At 62.7% G+C, this 18,923-nt stretch carries 15 protein-coding genes; 9 read left to right on the top strand and 6 right to left on the bottom strand.

The window, feature by feature from the left end; all coding sequences use genetic code 11:
• Positions 1-75: 75 nt before the first annotated feature.
• Together entD and HCH49_RS10820 are read right to left on the bottom strand one after the other, a co-directional pair.
• Positions 76-732, bottom strand: a complete 657-nt coding sequence (gene entD, locus HCH49_RS10825; RefSeq protein WP_221702669.1) for an enterobactin synthase subunit EntD — start codon at positions 730-732, stop codon at positions 76-78.
• A 110-nt stretch (positions 733-842) separates the two neighbouring features.
• Positions 843-3,083, bottom strand: coding sequence for a TonB-dependent siderophore receptor (locus HCH49_RS10820; RefSeq protein ID WP_217072407.1), 2,241 nt, complete (start codon positions 3,081-3,083; stop codon positions 843-845).
• A 146-nt stretch (positions 3,084-3,229) separates the two neighbouring features.
• On the opposite strand from HCH49_RS10820, the gene fes reads away from it, so the two are divergent.
• Genes fes through entF form a run of 3 tightly spaced genes read left to right on the top strand, consistent with a single transcriptional unit; the run spans position 3,230 to position 8,503 of the window.
• On the top strand, positions 3,230-4,426 hold the full coding sequence (gene fes, locus HCH49_RS10815) for an enterochelin esterase (protein ID WP_221702668.1): 1,197 nt from the start codon (positions 3,230-3,232) through the stop codon (positions 4,424-4,426).
• A 10-nt stretch (positions 4,427-4,436) separates the two neighbouring features.
• The gene (locus HCH49_RS10810; RefSeq protein WP_221702667.1) at positions 4,437-4,649 is read left to right on the top strand and encodes an MbtH family protein; all 213 of its coding nucleotides are present in this window, start codon (positions 4,437-4,439) and stop codon (positions 4,647-4,649) included.
• Positions 4,646-8,503, top strand: a complete 3,858-nt coding sequence (gene entF, locus HCH49_RS10805; RefSeq protein ID WP_221702666.1) for an enterobactin non-ribosomal peptide synthetase EntF — start codon at positions 4,646-4,648, stop codon at positions 8,501-8,503. Before HCH49_RS10810 ends, entF begins: the two co-directional genes overlap by 4 nt.
• A 77-nt stretch (positions 8,504-8,580) precedes the next feature.
• Here entF and fepC read toward each other — a convergent pair whose 3' ends face one another.
• The 3 genes from fepC to fepD are packed head-to-tail and all read right to left on the bottom strand — an operon-like array spanning position 8,581 to position 11,371.
• Positions 8,581-9,381, bottom strand: coding sequence for an iron-enterobactin ABC transporter ATP-binding protein (gene fepC, locus HCH49_RS10800; protein ID WP_221702665.1), 801 nt, complete (start codon positions 9,379-9,381; stop codon positions 8,581-8,583).
• Complete coding sequence (gene fepG / locus HCH49_RS10795) at positions 9,378-10,367, bottom strand: iron-enterobactin ABC transporter permease (RefSeq protein ID WP_221702899.1); 990 nt, start codon at positions 10,365-10,367, stop codon at positions 9,378-9,380. The genes fepC and fepG overlap by 4 nt, the downstream gene beginning before the upstream one ends.
• Positions 10,367-11,371, bottom strand: coding sequence for a Fe(3+)-siderophore ABC transporter permease (gene fepD, locus HCH49_RS10790; RefSeq protein ID WP_221702664.1), 1,005 nt, complete (start codon positions 11,369-11,371; stop codon positions 10,367-10,369). Before fepD ends, fepG begins: the two co-directional genes overlap by 1 nt.
• A gap of 108 nt (positions 11,372-11,479) precedes the next feature.
• On the opposite strand from fepD, the gene entS reads away from it, so the two are divergent.
• The gene (gene entS / locus HCH49_RS10785; protein WP_221702663.1) at positions 11,480-12,715 is read left to right on the top strand and encodes an enterobactin transporter EntS; all 1,236 of its coding nucleotides are present in this window, start codon (positions 11,480-11,482) and stop codon (positions 12,713-12,715) included.
• Positions 12,716-12,798: 83 nt separating this feature from the next.
• On the opposite strand, the gene fepB is transcribed toward entS, so the two are convergent.
• Complete coding sequence (fepB, locus tag HCH49_RS10780; protein ID WP_221702662.1) at positions 12,799-13,758, bottom strand: Fe2+-enterobactin ABC transporter substrate-binding protein; 960 nt, start codon at positions 13,756-13,758, stop codon at positions 12,799-12,801.
• 188 nt (positions 13,759-13,946) lie between these two features.
• Here fepB and entC point away from each other — a divergent pair, with 188 nt between their 5' ends.
• Genes entC through entH form a run of 5 tightly spaced genes read left to right on the top strand, consistent with a single transcriptional unit; the run spans position 13,947 to position 18,774 of the window.
• Positions 13,947-15,122, top strand: a complete 1,176-nt coding sequence (gene entC / locus HCH49_RS10775) for an isochorismate synthase EntC (RefSeq protein WP_221702661.1) — start codon at positions 13,947-13,949, stop codon at positions 15,120-15,122.
• Positions 15,123-15,131: 9 nt separating this feature from the next.
• The gene (gene entE, locus HCH49_RS10770; protein WP_221702660.1) at positions 15,132-16,742 is read left to right on the top strand and encodes a (2,3-dihydroxybenzoyl)adenylate synthase EntE; all 1,611 of its coding nucleotides are present in this window, start codon (positions 15,132-15,134) and stop codon (positions 16,740-16,742) included.
• 10 nt (positions 16,743-16,752) lie between these two features.
• A complete protein-coding gene (locus HCH49_RS10765) occupies positions 16,753-17,607 on the top strand; it encodes an isochorismatase (RefSeq protein ID WP_221702659.1) in 855 nt (284 codons plus the stop codon).
• Positions 17,604-18,359: a 2,3-dihydro-2,3-dihydroxybenzoate dehydrogenase EntA gene (gene entA / locus HCH49_RS10760; protein ID WP_221702658.1), complete on the top strand. Its 756-nt coding sequence runs from the start codon at positions 17,604-17,606 to the stop codon at positions 18,357-18,359. Before HCH49_RS10765 ends, entA begins: the two co-directional genes overlap by 4 nt.
• 1 nt (position 18,360) lies before the next feature.
• Positions 18,361-18,774 (top strand): proofreading thioesterase EntH, encoded by a 414-nt coding sequence (entH, locus tag HCH49_RS10755; RefSeq protein ID WP_023310710.1) that lies wholly within the window; start codon positions 18,361-18,363, stop codon positions 18,772-18,774.
• The last annotated feature ends 149 nt before the right edge of the window (positions 18,775-18,923 follow it).

Below are 18,923 nucleotides of genomic sequence, written 5' to 3'. Positions count from 1 at the left end.
CTCATGCCGGGTGGCGGCGATGCCTTACCCGGCCTACAACACCGCTTTACCGAAGACCTGATAAGCGTAGCGCCATCAGGCTTTTAGCAGCGTAAACACGCTCGTATCATTATTCTGCCAGATGAGGATGAAGCGTTTACCCTCAGGATAGTCTCCAGCCGGGTTCGAAAGCGCCAGCGTGATTGTTTTTTCCGTTAACTCTGTGACTCTCGCCCACTCAAACCCCATGTAAGTATTTGCCTTTGGAAAGAGCGCCTTAAACAAACTCTCTTTGGCGCTAAATGCCAGCGTCAGCGCCAGCGCAAAAGGGTAGCCCGAGTGCGTCAGGCATATCGCTTCCTGCGCATCAATAATGCCGTCCTGGATTTCGCGGGCTTCCCGGTCTGGAAGAATGGCTTCGCAATCAATACCTACGAGCGCATCTTGATGACGGACGACAACCGCCATCGCCTGCGTGCCGCTATGAGTAATGCTTCCCGAAACTCCTTCCGGCCAGAGCGGTTCGCCGCTGGGGCCGACGCCGGGGATCGCGCGTTCATGTATCGCGCCGAGCGCATGTGCGGCGGCGATGCGGCCTGCCAGATGCTCGGCTTTGCGTTTGCGTCCGGCGTTTGAAAGTTCAGCGTAGTGGGGGAGCCAGAGAAGGTCGGCGTCGGTGAAGGTGGTGGGGGCGAAGGTGACGTTGTGGACGGTGTGGCCGGCAAGAATGAACGTGGTGTGGGTTGTGTGCATGTTTTTTCCCTTCAGAATTGTGCGGCCTGATGCCCTCACCCCGGCCCTCTCCCACGGGGAGAGGGAGCAAACACGAAAAACGGCAACTCAGTTGCCGTTTTGTTTTTACCTTAGAAGCGCGTATTCACGCTCATGTACCAGGTACGACCCGGCTCATTATACGTATACGCTCCCGCACCGTACATATACGCACCGGTGGTGGCGTTGCCCGTGGTCTGGGCATTACCCGCGCGCCACTGGCGTTTGTCGAAGACGTTATCCACGCCGCCGGTCAGGCTGACGTTTTTGGTCATGTCCCAGGTCGCGCTCAGGCCAACGATGCTGTACGGACTGATTTCGTCTTTCTCAGACCCGGTCACCGGCTGACCTTTGTAGTTATACTTCTTCGGCTGCTGCTTGCCGTACCAGGTAAAGGTCGACTGGAGCGACACGTCCTGATGAACCTGCCAGCTCAGGGTCGAGTTCAGCGTGTACTCCGGAATGATCGACAGACGGTCGCCGGTCTCCTTGTTTTTGCTCTGCAGCATCCAGGTGATGTTGTTGGTCCAGTTGATCGTGTCGCTGACCGGCACGTTCAGGGAGCCTTCCAGCCCTTCGACGACCGCTTTCGGAACGTTTTCCCACTGGTAGATATCCGTCTGCACTTTACCGGAAGAGGTGTGACCGATCGGCGCGTAGCCCGCTTCAATCTTGTCGCGATAGTCGTTGCGGAACCAGGTCACGCCCGCCAGCCAGCCGTCGCGTTTCCACTCCAGACCAATCTCTTTATTGATGCTGGTTTCCGCTTTCAGGTCGTCGTTGCCCATCATGTAGCAGCCCACGCCGTCGGAGCTGGCGTAGCAGCCCTGGCCTTTGCTGTAGAGCAGGTAGTTCGGGTTGGTCTGGTACAGGCTCGGCGCTTTATAGGCGCGCGCGATCCCCATCTTCAGCGTGAAGTCATCGCCCAGACCTTGCGACAGGTTCAGGGACGGGCTCCAGTTGTTGCCGACGATAGTGTGGTGATCGAAGCGCAGGGCAGGGGTTAGCATGGTGCTGTCGGTCAGCTCCATGTTGTTTTCGGCGAACAGGGAGAAAATCTCCGCCGAGGTGTACGGGCTGCGGTCGTTGCTCATGCCCGGAATGGTGCCGCCCTGCAGGGTTTGCGTAAAGGAGGTGGAGTCCTTCATGCGCTGCTGGTTCCACTCGGTGCCCAGCGTCAGGTTCTGGTTGACGAGGAAATCAATCGGCAGGTTGATTTCGCTGTGCAGCATCACGTCGGCCAGGTCGGTGTCGGTAAATTTATTGCTGTTGAACAAGCCTTCCGTACCGCCCGCCAGACCTTCGCCCAGGCGGGAGTTGCGGGTGTGTTCGTACTGTGCCCAGCTGCTGGTGGTGATGCCGTTATCCCAGCCGCCGTTCCAGGTCACCGCGAAGTTCTGGCGGTAGATACGGTTAGTCTCTTTGCCGTAATTTTTCTTCACCAGCGCGCTGTCGTTGTTGGTGTTCTGCGTGTCGCCCGCGTAGAGGTTGTTCTGGCGGCTGTAGCCCGCTTCGAACTCCAGGGACTGCATGGGCGCGAAGTCCCAGCGCACCACGCCGTTGATGTCTTTGTTTTCCACGCCCTCGCGGCCAGCCGGCAGGGTGTTGGCGTAGGCACCGGTACGATCGGACTGATGACCCTGGTTGATGTCCCACGCGTCGGCCTGGGTTTTATCGAGGTTACCGAACATGCGGAAGCTGAAGTCGCCGCCCAGGGGGCCGCTCAGGCTGAAGTTGGTGCGCCTGGTGGAACCTTCGTCCTTATGTTCTGGCGCGTTCAGGTAGGTGTTCCAGGAGCCGTGCCACTGGTCGTCGAATTTTTTGGTGATGATGTTCACCACGCCGCCTGCCGCACCGTTGCCGTAGCGCGCGGCTGCCGGACCGCGGATCACTTCGATACGCTCGATCATCTCCGGCGGTACCCAGCCGGTATCGCCGCGGGTGTCGCGCTCGCCGCGCCAGCCCAGACGAATAGAGTTGCGGCTGGTGACCGGCTTGCCGTCGATGAGGATCAGGGTATTTTCCGGACCCATGCCGCGAATGTCAATCTGACGGTTGTTTCCGCGCTGCCCGCTGGTGGAGTTCCCGGTCAGGTTAACGCCCGGCATAGTGCGGATGATTTCCGCCACGTCGCGCGCGGGCGGGTTTTTGCGGATCTCGTCGGCGGTGATGGTCGACACGCCCGGCGCCTGTAAATTCTGCTCGGCGGCGGTGATCACCATCGTATCTTCGTGCTGCGCAGAGGCGGTGTTGTCGTCTGCCATGGCGGGCAGCGCGACACCATAAATCCCTAAATTGACCAGCAAGGCCAGAGAGTGAATCTTCTTATTCATTGTACGTCCCGCTTTTATGGTTATTTAATGAGCGCGCTTCCCACAGCGCGGGCATTACGCTATTGCAAATGCAAATAGTTATCAATAATATTATCAATAAAATTTGCTCTGAAACAAAAAAGACTGTGAAACATGGGGTTATAAGGGTGACGACGTTAACAACCGGAAGTGAAGCGTGGTGGCAGTCGAAAAACGGACCTGAATGGGAACGTCAGAAGGAGAACTGTCGCGTCACCTTCTGGTGGCGGGATCCGGCAGGAACGCAGAAAACCTCATCGGTCAAACGCGTCTGGCTCTACGTTACCGGCGTGACCGATCACCATCAAAATGCCCGCCCGCAGTCCCTCGAGCGCATCCCGGATACCGACGTCTGGCAGTGGCAGGGCGAATTCAGCCCCGAGTGGCGCGGGAGCTACTGTTTTATCCCTTCTGTAAATGAAAACGATTTTGCCGATACCGTGTTTGAAGGCGAGCTGCCGGACCGCATGGCGCTGCGCGAAGGCTGGCGCAAGCTGCTGCCGCACGCGGTTTCCGACCCGCTGAATCGGCAGAGCTGGCGCGGCGGGCGCGGTCATGCCGTTTCTGCGCTGGAGATGCCGGACGCGCCGGTTCAGCCCGGCTGGGACCATCCCGATACGCAGTATCACCAGCCGGTCCGCATTGAGTGGAACAGCGAGCGTCTCAACAACCGTCGCCGCGTGTGGATTTTTACCACCGGGGACGACGGCACCGAGCGCCCGCTGGCGGTGCTGCTCGACGGGCAGTTCTGGGCTGAAAGCATGCCCGTCTGGCCTGCGCTGACGTCGCTCACCACCGGGCGCCAACTGCCCCCTGCGGTCTACGTATTAATCGATGCGATCGACATGGAACACCGCAACCGCGAATTGCCCTGTAACCCCGATTTCTGGCTGGCGGTACAGGAAGAACTTCTCCCTCTTGTAAAACATCTCACGCCCTTCAGCGACCGCGCCGACCGTACCGTGGTGGCGGGCCAGAGCTTTGGCGGACTCTCTTCGCTTTATGCTGGCCTCAGCTGGCCGCAGCGGTTTGGCTGCGTGCTGAGCCAGTCCGGCTCGTACTGGTGGCCGCACCGCGGCGGGCAGCTGGAAGGGCGCCTCATTGAACAGCTCAGAGCCGGTGAGCTGACCGCGAGCGAGTTGCGTATCGTCCTCGAAGCCGGGCGCAACGAGCCGCTGATTTTCAATGCCAATCAGGCGATTTACGCCGAACTACGCGCGCAGCAGGTTACCTGGCGTCAGGTTGACGGCGGACACGATGCGCTTTGCTGGCGCGGTGGGCTGACGCAGGGGCTGATGACCCTCTGGCAGCCGCTCATTCAATAACGGAGTCTGTATGGAATTCAGCAATCCTTTCGATAATCCGCAGGGACAGTTCGCCATTTTGCAAAACGACCAGGGGCAGTACAGCCTGTGGCCGCAGCAGTGCGCACTGCCGGCGGGGTGGCGCGTGGTGTGCGAGGCGCAGTCTCAGGAGGCGTGCCAGCAGTGGCTGGCCGGGCACTGGCGCACGCTTGAACCGTCCCATTTTGCGGAGGGGAGCGCATGAACCGTCTTCCTCTAGTTGCCGCCCAGCCGGGTATCTGGATGGCGGAGCAGCTGTCCTCCCTGCCAAACGCCTGGAGCGTGGCGCACTACACCGAGCTGAAAGGCGATATCGACGCGCCGCTGCTGGCAAAAGCCATCGCTGAGGGCATGACGCAGGCCGATACCCTGCGGATGCGTTTTGCCGAGGAGAACGGCGAGGTGTGGCAGTGGGTGGATAACACCTACGTTCTGCCGGAGCCGTCCATCGTTCGCGTTGACGACCACGCCGCCGCCGTGGCGCTGATGGAGGCCGATCTCAATCAAAACCTGCGCGTCGACAGCGGTCAGCCGCTGGCGTTTCACCAGCTGATTCAGGTGGGTGAAAGCCACTGGTACTGGTATCAGCGCTATCACCATCTGGTGGTGGATGGCTTCAGCTTCCCGGCCATTACCCGCCAGATCGCCGCGATTTACGCCGCGTGGAAAAAGGATGAACCGACTCCTGACTCCCCGTTTACGCCATTTGCCGAAGTGGTGGAAGAGTATCAGCGCTATCGCGACAGCGAGGCGTATCAGCGCGACGGCGCCTTCTGGGCGGAGCAGCGCAGGCAGCTTCCTTCTCCGGTCTCGCTCTCTTCCGCGCCGCTGCCGGGACGCGCCGCCACTACCGATATTCTGCGCCTCAAAATCGCCGCCGACGGTCGCGCCTTTAGCCAGCTTGCACAGGCGGCAGGGCAGGCGCAGCGTACCGATCTGGCCCTTGCGCTGGTGGCGCTGTGGCTGGGCCGCCTGACCGGAAGGCTGGACTACGCCGCCGGGTTTATCTTTATGCGACGCATGGGCTCCGCCGCGCTGACCGCGACCGGGCCGGTGCTCAACGTCCTGCCGCTGGCGGTGAATATCAACCCGCAGGAGAGCCTGCCGGAGCTGGCGCTGCGCCTGGCCAACCAGCTGAAAAAAATGCGCCGCCACCAGCGCTACGACGCCGAGCAGATCGTGCGCGACAGCGGGCGTGCCGCAGGCGAAGAAGCCCTGTTTGGCCCGGTGCTGAACGTGAAGGTGTTTGATTATCAGCTGGATATCGACGGCGTGGAGGCCATCACCCACACGCTGGCCACCGGCCCGGTGAACGACCTTGAGCTGGCGCTGTTCCCGGACGAACAGGGCGGATTGAGCATTGAGATCCTCGCCAGTAAGCAGCGTTACGATGAGGCGACGCTTTCCCGTCACGTCGCGCGCCTGAACGCGATGCTGATGCAGTTTGCGGCCAACCCGGACCTGCGCTGCGGCGAAGTGGAAACCGTTTCAGAGCAGGAATACCAGAGGCTTGCGCGCATCAACGATACCGGACTGGCGCTGCCGGCCACCACGCTGGCGGATCTGGTGGCGGAGCAGGCGAGCAAAACGCCGGACGCCCCCGCGCTGGCGGACGCGCATATTGAGCTCAGCTATCGTCAGATGCGCGAGCAGGTGGTGGCGCTGGCAAACCTGCTGCGCGCGCGCGGCGTGAAGCCGGGCGACAGCGTGGCGGTGGCCCTGCCGCGCTCGGTGTTCCTGACGCTGGCGCTGCACGGCATCGTCGAGGCCGGCGCCGCGTGGCTGCCGCTCGACACCGGCTACCCGGACGACCGCCTGAGGATGATGCTGGAAGACGCAAAGCCATCCCTGCTCATTACCACCGACGAGCAGCTTCCGCGCTTTAGCGATCTGCCGATTACTGCCTTTAGTTACAACACCCTTTTACCGGCTGCGGATGCAAAACCGCTGCGCCTGGCGAAGCCGGAGCAGACGGCGTACATCATCTTTACTTCCGGTTCGACGGGGCGTCCGAAAGGGGTGATGGTTGGCCATACCGCCATCGTTAACCGCCTGAAGTGGATGCAGGACCACTACCCGCTGGACGCGACGGACGTGGTGGCGCAGAAAACGCCGTGCAGCTTTGACGTGTCGGTGTGGGAGTTCTGGTGGCCGTTTATCGCCGGGGCGAAGCTGGTGATGGCCGAGCCGGACGCGCACCGCGATCCGCAGGCGATGCAGAGCTTCTTCGCGCAGTACGGCGTGACTACTACCCACTTCGTGCCGTCGATGCTGGCGGCGTTTGTCGCCTCGCTGACGCCGGAAAACATCGACTGCTGCAGGACGCTTAAGCAGGTGTTCTGCAGCGGCGAAGCGCTGCCGACCGGGCTGTGCCGCGAGTGGGAGCAGCTCACCCGTGCGCCGCTGCACAACCTGTATGGCCCAACCGAAGCGGCGGTGGACGTCAGCTGGTATCCGGCGTTTGGCCCCGAGCTGGCGGCGGTGGAAGGCAACAGCGTGCCGATCGGCTTCCCGGTGTGGAACACGGGGCTGCGCATTCTGGATGCGATGATGCGCCCGGTGCCGTTCAGCGTGGCAGGGGACCTTTATCTCACCGGGATTCAGCTGGCGCAGGGGTATCTGGGCCGTCCGGACCTCACCGCCAGCCGCTTTATTGCCGACCCGTTCGCCCCGGGCGAGCGGATGTACCGCACCGGCGACGTTGCCCGCTGGCTGGACAACGGCGCGGTGGAATATCTCGGCCGCAGCGATGACCAGCTAAAAATTCGCGGACAGCGCATCGAGCTGGGCGAAATCGACCGGGCGATGCTGTCGCTGCCGGACGTGGCCCAGGCCGTGGCGCATGCCTGCGTGTTCAACCAGGCGGCAGCCACCGGCGGCGATGCCCGCCAGCTGGTGGGGTATGTGGTTTCCGAATCCGGCTTACCGCTGGATCGCGACGCGCTGATGGAAGCACTAAAAGCACAGCTGCCGCCGCATATGGTGCCGGTGGTGCTGCTGCAAATCAGCGCGCTGCCGCTCAGCGCGAACGGCAAGCTGGATCGCAAGGCGCTGCCGCTGCCGGAGCTGACGAGTAAAACCTCCGGACGCGTGCCGGAAAACGAATCCGAAATCGCCGTCGCGCAGGCGTTTTCTGTCCTGCTGGGCTGCGAGGTGAACGATATCGACGCCGATTTCTTTGCCCTCGGCGGACACTCGCTGCTGGCGATGCGCCTGGCGGCACAGCTCAGCCGCACGTTTGGCCGCAGGGTCACGCCGGGGCAGATAATGGTCGCCTCGACGGTGAGCAAGCTCAGCGCGCTGCTGGACTCGCAGATGAGCGACGAGCAGGCGCAGCGTCTGGGGTATGAAACCCTTCTTCCGCTGCGCGAAAGCGACGGCCCGACGCTGTTCTGTTTCCATCCGGCGTCCGGCTTTGCCTGGCAGTTTAGCGTCCTGGCACGCTACCTCAGCCCGCGCTGGTCCATCGTCGGCATTCAGTCGCCGCGTCCGGACGGTCCAATGCAGCAGCGTGCGGATCTGGATGGGGTGATTGAGCATCACCTGGCTACGCTGCGTAAGCAGCAGCCGCAGGGGCCGTATTACCTGTTCGGCTATTCCCTCGGCGGCACGCTGGCGCAGGGTATTGCCGCCCGTCTGCGCGAGCAGGGTGAAGCGGTGGCCTTCCTCGGCCTGCTGGACACCTGGCCGCCGGAAACCCAGAACTGGTCGGAGAAAGAGGCCAACGGCCTCGACCCCGAGGTGCTGGCGGAAATCGAGCGCGAGCGTCAGGCGTTTATCGCCGCCCAGCAGGGTCAGGGCTCCAGCGAGCTGTTTAACGCTATCGAGGGCAACTACGCCGACGCGGTGCGGCTGCTCACCACGGCGCGCAGCGCGCGCTTTGACGGCAAAGCGACGCTGTTTGTCGCCGAGCGCACGCGAACGATGGATCCGCAGGTCGCCTGGGCGCCGTGGGTGGCGGAGCTTGAGGTGTACAGCCAGGACTGCGCCCACGTGGATATCATTTCACCGCAGGCGTTTGAGAAGATAGGGCCGGTGTTGAGGGAGATATTGGGGTAACGTCAAAAGCGCCTCTCCCACAGGGCGAGGGGAGGGGGTGCTCCCTCTCCCTGTGGGAGAGGGTCGGGGTGAGGGCATCAGCCCGCACGCTTGCCCAGCGGCACCACCAGCGGCGTACCCGCCACCGGATCGTCAATAATCATGCAGCGCATGCCGTAGATCCGCTCGATCAGCTCCGGCGTCACAATCTCTTTCGGCGCGCCCTGCGCCACGATCTCACCGTCTCGCAGCGCAATCAGATGCGTGGCGTAGCGGCATGCCTGGTTTAAGTCGTGCAGCACCGCCGCCAGGGTGTATCCCTGCGTGCGGTTCAGCTCGCTCAGCAGCTCCAGCAGGTCAATCTGATGGCTGATGTCGAGCCAGGTTGTCGGCTCGTCCAGCAGCATGATCGACGTTTCCTGTGCCAGCACCATCGCGATCCACGCCCGCTGACGCTGCCCGCCGGAGAGGGTGTCCACGCTCTGCTGGGCGAGATCGGTGATGCCCGTCGCCTGCATCGCACGGTTCACCGCCTCGTCATCCTCGTTACGCCAGCGGGTAAACAGCGGCTGGTGCGGGTAGCGCCCGCGCGAGACCAGCTCCTGCACCGTGATGTCTCCCGGCGTGGTGGCGTTTTGCGCCAGCAGACCGATGCGCCGTGCCACCTCTTTGCTGGCGAAGCGCTGGATCTGCTCCCCGTCGAGGAACACGCTGCCTTCAGCCGGCGTCATCAGGCGGCTCAGCGTGCGCAGCAGGGTCGATTTGCCGCAGCCGTTCGGCCCGATAATCGCGGTGAAATGGCCGTCCGGAATGGCGACGGATAAGTCACGGGCAATGATTTTTTTGCCGTAGCCGAGGGTGAGGTTTTCGCCGCGCAAGCGGGTGGTTGAATCAGTCATTTCCTGCGTGACTCCTGAACGAGCAAGACGATGAGGTAAATCCCGCCGAGGCTGACGGTCACCACGCCCACCGGCAGTTGATAAGGCATAAACAGCCGCTGGGCGCAGAGATCGGCGGCCAGCAGCAGCAGCGCGCCGCACAGCGCCGCCTGGGTTAATCCCCAGCGCGCCGTGCCGCTAAGTCGCCGGGCGATGTGCGGTGCCACGAGGGCGATAAACGAGATTGGCCCGGCAATCGCGGTGGAGGCGGCGGTCAGCAGTACGGCGACCAGCATCAGCGTCAGGCGCGAGCGCTCGACGCCCACGCCCAGCGCGCAGGCGCTGTCGTCGCCCATCTCCAGCAGACGCATGCGCCGCACCAGCAGCAGCGCGCCGATAAACATCAGCAAAATCAGCGGCGCGGCGGGCCAGGTTTTGCCCCATGTCAGGCCGTTGAGCGATCCGGCGTACCACAGCCCGGCGGAGAGCGCGGTTTCCAGCGAGGCCTGCAGTAAAAGCCAGGTGTTAAAGGCCATCAGCATGGCGCGGATGCCGATCCCGATGATGATCAGGCGAAAGGTGTCGATACCGTTGCGCCAGGCCAGCGCCCAGATCAGTAATGACGTCAGAATGCCGCCCGCCATCGCCGTAAAGGTAATGGCCGTCAGGTGCTGACCAAACAGCACCATCGCCACCAGCACGCCGCTCCAGGCCCCGGTGTTAAGGCCCATCACGTCCGGGCTGCCGAGCGGGTTGCGCATCAGCGACTGGAATATCGCACCGCTCACGCCGAGCGCCGCGCCGACCAGAATCGCCATCGCCACGCGCGGGAGACGCCACTCCGTCACCACCATGGTGACGTTGCGCGGCGCGCTGCCGAGCAGGGCGTTGAATACCTGAGTAAAGTCGAGCGTCACCGCGCCGCTGCGCAGGCTCCAGACAGCCAGCAGCAGAATGACGATAGTCAGCAGGCATACGCTGGTGAGTAAACGACGGGACGGGGCCATCATGCGCCACCTCCGCGTTTACGGCGTACCAGGAAAATCAGCACCGGCGCGCCGATAAAGGCGCTGACCACCGAGACGCGCAGCTCGCCGGGCACCAGCAGGCGGCCCAGCACGTCGGCAAACAGCAGCAGGGCAGGGGTCGCCAGCAGGGTCACCGGCAGCGACCAGCGGTGATCCGCCCCCACCAGCCAGCGCGCCATGTGCGGCATCATCAGGCCGATAAAGGCGATCGGACCGACCACGGCGGTCGCGCTGCCGCACAGAATCGTGATGGCCAGAAGTCCAGTCAGCTGCGTGCGCGCCACGCGGTTGCCGAGGGCGGTCGCGGTGTCGCTGCCGAGGCTCAGGCTGTTGAGCGACCGGCTTAAAAACAGCGCCACGGCGGCGGCGATAATGACCGGGATCGCCACCACTTTTAGGGTTTCGAGGGTGCGGATATCCAGCGAGCCGGCCTGCCAGAAGCGCAGCTGGTCGTAGACGTCCGGGTTGAGCAGGGCGATGCCGTTGGACAAGCCCTCCAGCACCGCCGCGAGCGCCACGCCCGCAAGCGTCAGGCGTACCGGGCTCAGCTGCCCGCCGCCCTGGCTGCCGGTAAAGGCGACCACCAGCGAGGCGGCCAGCGCGCCGCAGAAGGCCATCACCAGCTGTTCGGAGGGCGAGGTCAACCCGAACAGCGCCGCGCCGAGCACGATGGCAAAGCTGGCGCCGGAGTTAACGCCGAGAATACCGGGATCCGCCAGCGGGTTACGGGTAAGGGTTTGCATCAGGGCACCGGCAAGGCCGAGCGCGCCACCGGACAGCAGTCCGGCAAGCGTGCGGGGCAGTCGGGCGTCGAGCACGATGACGCAGTCGGCGCTCTGGCAGGTGCCGGAGAGCGCATCAACGATAACGGACGCGGGCAGCGGCTTCGCGCCGACCAGCAGGCTGAGTGCAGTCGCAAGGATCAACAGCAGCAATAAAACGGGCACGGCAACGGCGCGCACCGCGGAAGAGGAAAACGACATAGCAACATCCATGATTTGATAATGATAGTGATTATCGTTATCTATCTTATTTGGCTATGTTAGCATGTGCGCCCATGGAATGGGTAGAAATAGACTCAAGGCTTTGTCATGAATCAAAAATCCTGGCTGCTCAACCTCAGCCTGCTGAAAACGCACCCGGCGTATCGCGCCGTTTTTATCGCTCGCTTTATCTCCATTTTGTCCCTCGGGCTGCTCGGCGTGGCCGTGCCGGTCCAGATCCAGACCATGACGCACTCCAGCTGGCTGGTGGGGTTATCCGTCACCTTAACCGGCGGGGCGATGTTCATCGGCCTGATGGTCGGCGGCGTGCTGGCGGACCGCTACGAGCGTAAAAAGCTGATCCTGCTGGCGCGCGGCACCTGCGGCGTGGGCTTTATTGGGCTGTGTCTGAACGCGATGCTGCCGGAGCCGTCGCTGCTCGCGATTTATGCCCTGGGGCTGTGGGACGGTTTCTTCGCCTCGCTGGGCGTGACGGCGCTGCTGGCGGCGACGCCCGCGCTGGTCGGGCGCGAGAACCTGATGCAGGCGGGGGCGATCACCATGCTCACCGTGCGTCTGGGCTCGGTGATTTCGCCGATGGTGGGCGGCCTGCTGCTGGCGACCGGCAACGTGGCCTGGAACTACGGGCTTGCGGCGGCGGGAACCTTCATTACCACGCTGACGCTGCTGCGCCTGCCGCTGCTGCCGCCTCCGCCGCAGCCGCGCGAGCATCCGCTGAAATCGCTGATGGCCGCGATTCGTTTCCTGTTCAGCAACCCGCTGATTGGCGGGATTGCGCTGCTCGGCGGCCTGCTGACCATGGCGAGCGCCGTGCGCGTGCTCTACCCGGCGCTGGCGGGAGAGTGGCAGATGAGCGCCTCGGAGATTGGCATTCTCTACGCCGCCATTCCGCTCGGCGCGGCGTGCGGGGCGCTGACCAGCGGCAACCTGGCACAGGGCGCGCGTCCGGGGCTGATTATGCTGCTTGCCACGCTGGCCTCGTTTATCGCCATCGGCTTCTTCAGCCTGATGCCGGTGTGGGCGCTGGGCGCGTTGTGCCTCGTGATTTTCGGCTGGCTGAGCGCCATCAGTTCGCTGCTGCAGTACACCCTGATCCAGACCCAGACGCCGGAAGGGATGCTCGGGCGCATTAACGGCCTGTGGACGGCGCAGAACGTCACGGGGGATGCGATTGGTGCGGCGATCCTCGGCGGGCTGGGGGCGATGATGACTCCGGTGGCCTCGGCGAGCTGCGGCGGGTTTGTACTGGCAATTATTGGCGTGATTTTGTTAGTGGCGCTGGTGGAATTGCGGCGGTTCAGGCAGGAGAGTGCTCCGGTGTGATTTGCCGGGTGGCGGCTGCGCCTTACCCGGCCTACATTTTGCACTCGTAGGCCCGGTAAGCGAAGCGCCACCGGGCGCAGCTGTTACCCAAAGATTGCTTCTAAACGCTGCAACACCAACACCGCGCTGTAATAATCCAGGCGGAACGTCTCCGTTCCCAATGCCCAGACCCGTTTGTTTTTCACCGACGGCAAATGCGCCAGCAGCGGGTTGGCGTAAATCGCATCCACGTCTTTCCGATCGCCGGCAAACACAAACAGCCCTTCGCCGTTCAGCCCCGTCGCCAGGTTTTCACCGCCCAGCTGGATGATGTCGTGGCGTTTGCCCTGGCTTTTTGAGGTGTGCAGTCCGGCGGGCAGTTCCGCCAGCGTAAAGCCCAGCTGGTGCAGCAGCTTGCCCTGCGCCGATTCCGCGGTCCACAGGTTGGCGCTGTGCGCGGCGGCGGTGTAGACGATGGCGTTCACCGGCTGCGGCGGCAGCTTCATCTGCTGTTTCACCTGCGCGAGCTGTTTATCAAAGGCGGCAATGCGCTCTGCGGCCTGTTTTTCCTGCCCGGTGAGGCTGCCCAGCTGCGTCAGCAGTTCCTGCCAGCTCTTGTCGTCGTAGTTGATGATAAGCGTTGGGGCGATGGCGGACAGCTGATCGTACAGCGCCAGCGCGGAATCCCCGCCGGTAGCGCTGATCAAAATCAGATCCGGCATTTGCGCGGCGACCGCTTCGGCGCTCGGCTCGCCGATGTACAGCCGCGCAACCTTGCGCTGTTTCGCAATATTACCCCACTGACGCAAAAAGCCCTGCGCATCCGCCACGCGGTTGTTCGGCGTGGTCGCGCCGCTGGCAACGACCGGCGCGTCAATCGCCAGCAGGGAGCCGGTTAAGGTCACGCTGGTGGAGACAATGCGCGTCGGTTTGCTCTCAAGCGTGTGAACGCCACGGCTGTCGGTCACCTGACGCGGCCAGTCGGCGGCAGCGGCTGAGGCAAGTCCTAAAACAAAAAGTCCAGGTAAAAGCAGGGTATTACGGAATAGGGCAGGGAATTTCACAGCGCGACATCCTGTTTTCGTTGAAGATAATGCTTCTCATTTTCATGGTTGATGCGAAGGGATGCAAGCTTTTGTCGCATAAGTTATTTGTCCGACGGTTGACAGCGAAGCGATGTGGGATTAGGTTAGCCGACGAAAATATAAATGATAATCATTATTGCTTCTTTTATCATTTTGAGGAGGATGATATGGACACGTCCCTGGCTGAGGAAGTTCAGCACACCGCGACCACGCTGCAATCAGACAGCTTTTTCTTTATGTCGCCTTACCGCAGTTTTACTACCTCAGGCTGTTTTGCCCGCTTCTCTGAACCCGCCGTCGGCGGCGACGATCCGGCCGGGCAATTCCAGCAAAAATTAGCCCAGGCCTTCCGGAATGCGAAAGCTAACGGTATCGCTCATCCGGTAATGGTAGGGGCTATTCCGTTCGATACCCGCAAGCCATCTTCTCTGTTTATTCCGCAGCGCTGGCAGACCTTTTCCCGCCCGGCGCGTCAGCAGTCCGCACGCTATTTTTCCGGCTCGCAGGCGCTGAAGGTGGAACAACGCACCGAGATCCCGCCGCAGCCCGTGTTTGAAGAGATGGTCGCTCGCGCCGCGTCGCTTACCGCCACGCCGCAGGTGAATAAGGTGGTGCTGTCGCGCCTGATTGATATCGCGACCGACAAACACATTGATAGCGGTGCGCTGATGGAGCGCCTGCTCGCCCAGAACCCGGCAAGCTTTAACTTCCACGTGCCGCTGGAAGACGGCGGCGTGCTGCTCGGCGCCAGCCCCGAACTGCTGCTGCGTAAAGAGGGCGCGCACTTTAGCTCGCTGCCGCTGGCAGGCTCCGCGCGCCGTCAGCCGGACGACGTGCTGGATCGCGAAGCGGGCAATAAGCTGCTGGCCTCCGAAAAAGACCGCCACGAGCACGACCTGGTGACTCAGGCAATGAAGGCCATTCTGGCACCGCGCAGCCACCACCTGAGCATGCCGTCTTCCCCGCAGCTCATCACCACGCCGACGCTGTGGCATCTGGCGACGCCGGTTGAAGGTGACGCGCGTGAAAACGAAAACGCCCTGACTCTGGCCTGCCTGCTGCACCCGACCCCGGCGCTGAGCGGCTTCCCGCATGAGGCGGCAAAAGAGCTGATCGCCGAGCTGGAGCCGTTCGACCGCGAGCTGTTCGGCGGCATCGTCGGCTGGTGCGACAGCGAAGGTAACGGCGAGTGGGTGGTGACCATCCGCTGCGCGCGTCTTCGCGAAAATAGCGTTCGCCTGTTTGCCGGCGCGGGCATTGTGCCTGCCTCTTCGCCGGTGGGCGAATGGCGCGAAACGGGCGTGAAGCTCTCCACCATGCTCAACGTGTTTGGCTTGCACTAAGGATCGCTCATGACCATTCCTTTTACCCGCTGGCCTGAGGAATTCGCCCGCCGCTACCGCGAAAAAGGCTACTGGCAGGATCAGCCGCTGACCCACATCCTGACGGATCGCGCTGACAGCGATGCCGTGGCGATTGTCGACGGCGAGCGGCACATCACCTACCGCGCGTTTAATCAGGCGGTGAACAACCTGGCGTCCGTTCTTCAGGCGCGCGGGCTGCAGCGCGGCGAGATCGCGCTGGTGCAGCTCGGTAACGTGGCCGAGTTCTACGTCACTTTCTTTGCGCTGCTGCAAATTGGCGTCGCGCCGGTTAACGCGCTCTTTAGCCATCAGCGCAGCGAGCTGAACGCCTACGCGGAGCAGATCAAACCCGCCGTGCTGATTGCCGATCGCGACCACGCGCTGTTTGCGGGCGATGATTTCCTCAACGCCTTTGTGGATGCGCATCGCTCGGTACGCCTTGTAATGCTGCGCGGCGATAAGGACGAACACGCCCTGGAAGCGGCGATTGCGCGTCCGGCGGACAACTTCATCCCGAACCCGACGCCCGCTGACGAAGTGGCGTTTTTCCAGCTTTCCGGCGGCAGCACCGGCACGCCGAAGCTGATCCCGCGCACGCATAACGACTACGACTACAGCATCCGCCGCAGCAACGAGATCTGCGGAATCAATGCACACACCCGTTACCTGAACGCGCTGCCCGCGGCGCATAACTACGCCATGAGCTCGCCGGGATCGTTAGGCGTCTTCACCGCGGGCGGGTGCGTAGTGCTGGCGAACGATCCGAGCGCCACGCTCTGCTTCCCGCTGATTGAACGGCATCAGATTAACGTCACCTCGCTGGTTCCTCCGGCGGTGAGCCTCTGGCTGCAGGCGATTGCCGACGGCGCGGGTAACGCGCAGCTCAAATCCCTCAGGCTGCTGCAGGTGGGTGGCGCACGCCTCTCCGCTACGCTCGCGGGGCGCATTCCGGCGGAAATCGGCTGCCAGCTTCAGCAGGTGTTCGGCATGGCGGAAGGGCTGGTGAACTACACCGCGCTCGACGACTTGCCGGAGCGCATCATCAACACCCAGGGTCGCCCGATGTGCCCGGACGACGAAGTGTGGGTGGCGGACGAACACGGCAACCCGCTGCCGCGCGGTGAGGTCGGGCGTCTGATGACGCGCGGGCCGTATACCTTCCGCGGCTATTTCAACAGCCCGGAACACAACGCCAGCGCCTTTGACGCCAACGGCTTTTACTGCTCCGGCGATCTCATCGCCATCGACGAGCAGGGCTACATCACCGTGCAGGGGCGCGAGAAGGATCAGATCAACCGCGGCGGCGAGAAGATCGCCGCCGAAGAGATTGAAAACCTGCTGCTGCGCCACGAGGCGGTGATCCACGCCGCGCTGGTGAGCATGGAGGACAGCCTGCTGGGCGAAAAAAGCTGCGCGTATCTGGTGGTGAAACAGCCCCTGCGCGCGGTCGAGGTGCGCCGCTTCCTGCGCGAGCAGGGCGTTGCCGAATTCAAGCTGCCGGACCGCGTGGAGAGCGTGGATGCGCTACCGCTGACGCCGGTCGGCAAAGTCGATAAGAAACAGTTGCGCCTGTGGCTTGCTGAACGCGCCCGGGGCTGAGGAACAGAGTATGGCCATTCCAAAATTAACCGCTTACGCGCTGCCGACCGCCGCAGAGCTGCCGACCAGTAAAGTGAACTGGGCGTTTGAGCCTGAACGTGCTGCGCTGCTGATCCACGATATGCAGGAGTATTTCCTGAACTTCTGGGGCGAAAACAGCGCGATGATGCAGCAGTTGGTGGCGAATATCGCCAGACTGCGCGCTTACTGCAAAGCGCACAATATTCCCGTGTACTACACCGCTCAGCCGAAAGAGCAGAGCGACGAAGACCGCGCCCTGCTGAACGACATGTGGGGGCCGGGCCTGACCCGCTCGCCGGAGCAGCAGCGCATTGTCCGCGAACTGACCCCGGACGAAGCGGACACGGTGCTGGTGAAGTGGCGCTACAGCGCGTTTCACCGCTCGCCGCTGGAGCAGATGCTGAAAGAAACCGGCCGCAACCAGCTGCTGATTACCGGCGTTTACGCCCACATCGGCTGCATGACCACCGCCACCGATGCCTTTATGCGCGACATCAAGCCGTTCTTTATTGCCGACGCGCTGGCGGATTTCACCCGCGACGAGCACCTGATGTCGCTCAACTACGTGGCCGGACGCTCGGGCCGCGTGGTAATGACCGACGAGCTGCTGCCGTCCGTTCCGGCGACCAAAGCCGCGCTGCGTGAGCTGATCCTGCCGCTGCTGGACGAGTCCGACGAGCCGATGGATGACGAAAACCTGATCGACTACGGTCTGGACTCGGTGCGCATGATGGCGCTGGCCGCCCGCTGGCGCAAAGTGCACGGCGATATCGACTTCGTGATGCTGGCAAAAAATCCAACAATCGACGCCTGGTGGGCGCTGCTGTCCCGCGAGGTGAAGTGATGGGTCTGGATTTCACCGGTAAAACCGTCTGGGTGACGGGCGCGGGTAAGGGGATTGGCTACGCGACGGCGCTGGCGTTTGTGGAGGCGGGCGCGCAGGTGACCGGCTTCGATCTGGCGTTTCCGCTGGGGGATTATCCGTTCGCCACTGAAACCCTGGACGTGGCGAATGCCGCGCAGGTGCAGGAAGTATGCGGGCGCGCGCTGGCGTCGCTTGAACGGCTGGACGTGCTGGTCAACGCGGCGGGCATTCTGCGCATGGGGGCGACGGACCAGCTTTCGCAGGAGGACTGGCAGCAGACCTTCGCGGTCAACGTCGGCGGCGCGTTCAACCTGTTCCAGCAGACGATGGGCCAGTTCCGCCGTCAGCAGGGCGGGGCGATAGTCACCGTGGCGTCCGACGCGGCGCACGCGCCGCGCATCGGCATGAGCGCCTACGGCGCGTCGAAGGCGGCGCTGAAAAGCCTGGCCCTGACCGTCGGGCTGGAGCTGGCGGGCAGCGGCGTGCGCTGTAACCTGGTGTCGCCGGGCTCAACGGATACCGATATGCAGCGCACCCTGTGGAAAAGCAACGACGCGGAGCAGCAGCGTATTCGCGGCTTTGGCGAGCAGTTCAAGCTCGGCATTCCGCTGGGCAAAATCGCTCGTCCGCAGGAGATTGCCAGCACGGTGCTGTTCCTTGCTTCCGATGCCGCCAGCCATATCACCCTGCAGGATATCGTGGTGGACGGCGGCTCCACGCTGGGGGCGTAAGATGATCTGGAAACGTCATTTACCGCTCGAGGAGCTGAACGCGACCAGCCTGAACACCCTGGTGGCGCATCTCGGTATCGTCTATACCCGCCTCGGCGACGACACGCTGGAAGCGGAGATGCCGGTGGATGCGCGTACCCATCAGCCGTTTGGCCTGCTGCACGGCGGCGCGTCGGCGGCGCTGGCGGAAACGCTGGGGTCGATGGCCGGTTTTCTGATGACCCGCGACGGGCAGAGCGTGGTGGGGACGGAGCTTAACGCCACGCACCATCGTGCGGTCTCTCACGGCAAAGTGCGCGGGGTATGCCAGCCGTTGCATCTGGGGCGTTCGAGTCAGAGCTGGGAGATTGTGGTATTCGACGAGCAGGGGCGGCGGTGCTGCACCTGTCGGTTGAGTACGATGGTGTTGGGCTAAGCCAGGCAGATCAAAGTGATCGGCTTAACACTGTGGTGTAAATCTCTGGTTTGACCACGCATTATTGCGTTTCAAAGTTGTTAAATTTTTCCGGTTGTTCTAGAAACAAAATGTAACATCTCACTGTTTCACAACAACGGACAACAACT

Source organism: Enterobacter sp. Y17 (genome assembly GCF_019730495.1).
GTDB classification, from domain to species: Bacteria; Pseudomonadota; Gammaproteobacteria; order Enterobacterales; family Enterobacteriaceae; genus Enterobacter; species Enterobacter asburiae_B.
This window is presented reverse-complemented; position numbering and strand designations above follow the sequence as displayed.

Coding starts and splice junctions, on each gene's coding strand:
- entD (WP_221702669.1), bottom strand. CDS start 732: ATGCACACAACCCACACCACGTTCATTCTTGCCGGCCACACCGTCCAC.
- HCH49_RS10820 (WP_217072407.1), bottom strand. CDS start 3,083: ATGAATAAGAAGATTCACTCTCTGGCCTTGCTGGTCAATTTAGGGATT.
- HCH49_RS10810 (WP_221702667.1), top strand. CDS start 4,437: ATGGAATTCAGCAATCCTTTCGATAATCCGCAGGGACAGTTCGCCATT.
- entF (WP_221702666.1), top strand. CDS start 4,646: ATGAACCGTCTTCCTCTAGTTGCCGCCCAGCCGGGTATCTGGATGGCG.
- fepC (WP_221702665.1), bottom strand. CDS start 9,381: ATGACTGATTCAACCACCCGCTTGCGCGGCGAAAACCTCACCCTCGGC.
- fepG (WP_221702899.1), bottom strand. CDS start 10,367: ATGGCCCCGTCCCGTCGTTTACTCACCAGCGTATGCCTGCTGACTATC.
- fepD (WP_221702664.1), bottom strand. CDS start 11,371: ATGTCGTTTTCCTCTTCCGCGGTGCGCGCCGTTGCCGTGCCCGTTTTA.
- entS (WP_221702663.1), top strand. CDS start 11,480: ATGAATCAAAAATCCTGGCTGCTCAACCTCAGCCTGCTGAAAACGCAC.
- entC (WP_221702661.1), top strand. CDS start 13,947: ATGGACACGTCCCTGGCTGAGGAAGTTCAGCACACCGCGACCACGCTG.
- entE (WP_221702660.1), top strand. CDS start 15,132: ATGACCATTCCTTTTACCCGCTGGCCTGAGGAATTCGCCCGCCGCTAC.
- HCH49_RS10765 (WP_221702659.1), top strand. CDS start 16,753: ATGGCCATTCCAAAATTAACCGCTTACGCGCTGCCGACCGCCGCAGAG.
- entH (WP_023310710.1), top strand. CDS start 18,361: ATGATCTGGAAACGTCATTTACCGCTCGAGGAGCTGAACGCGACCAGC.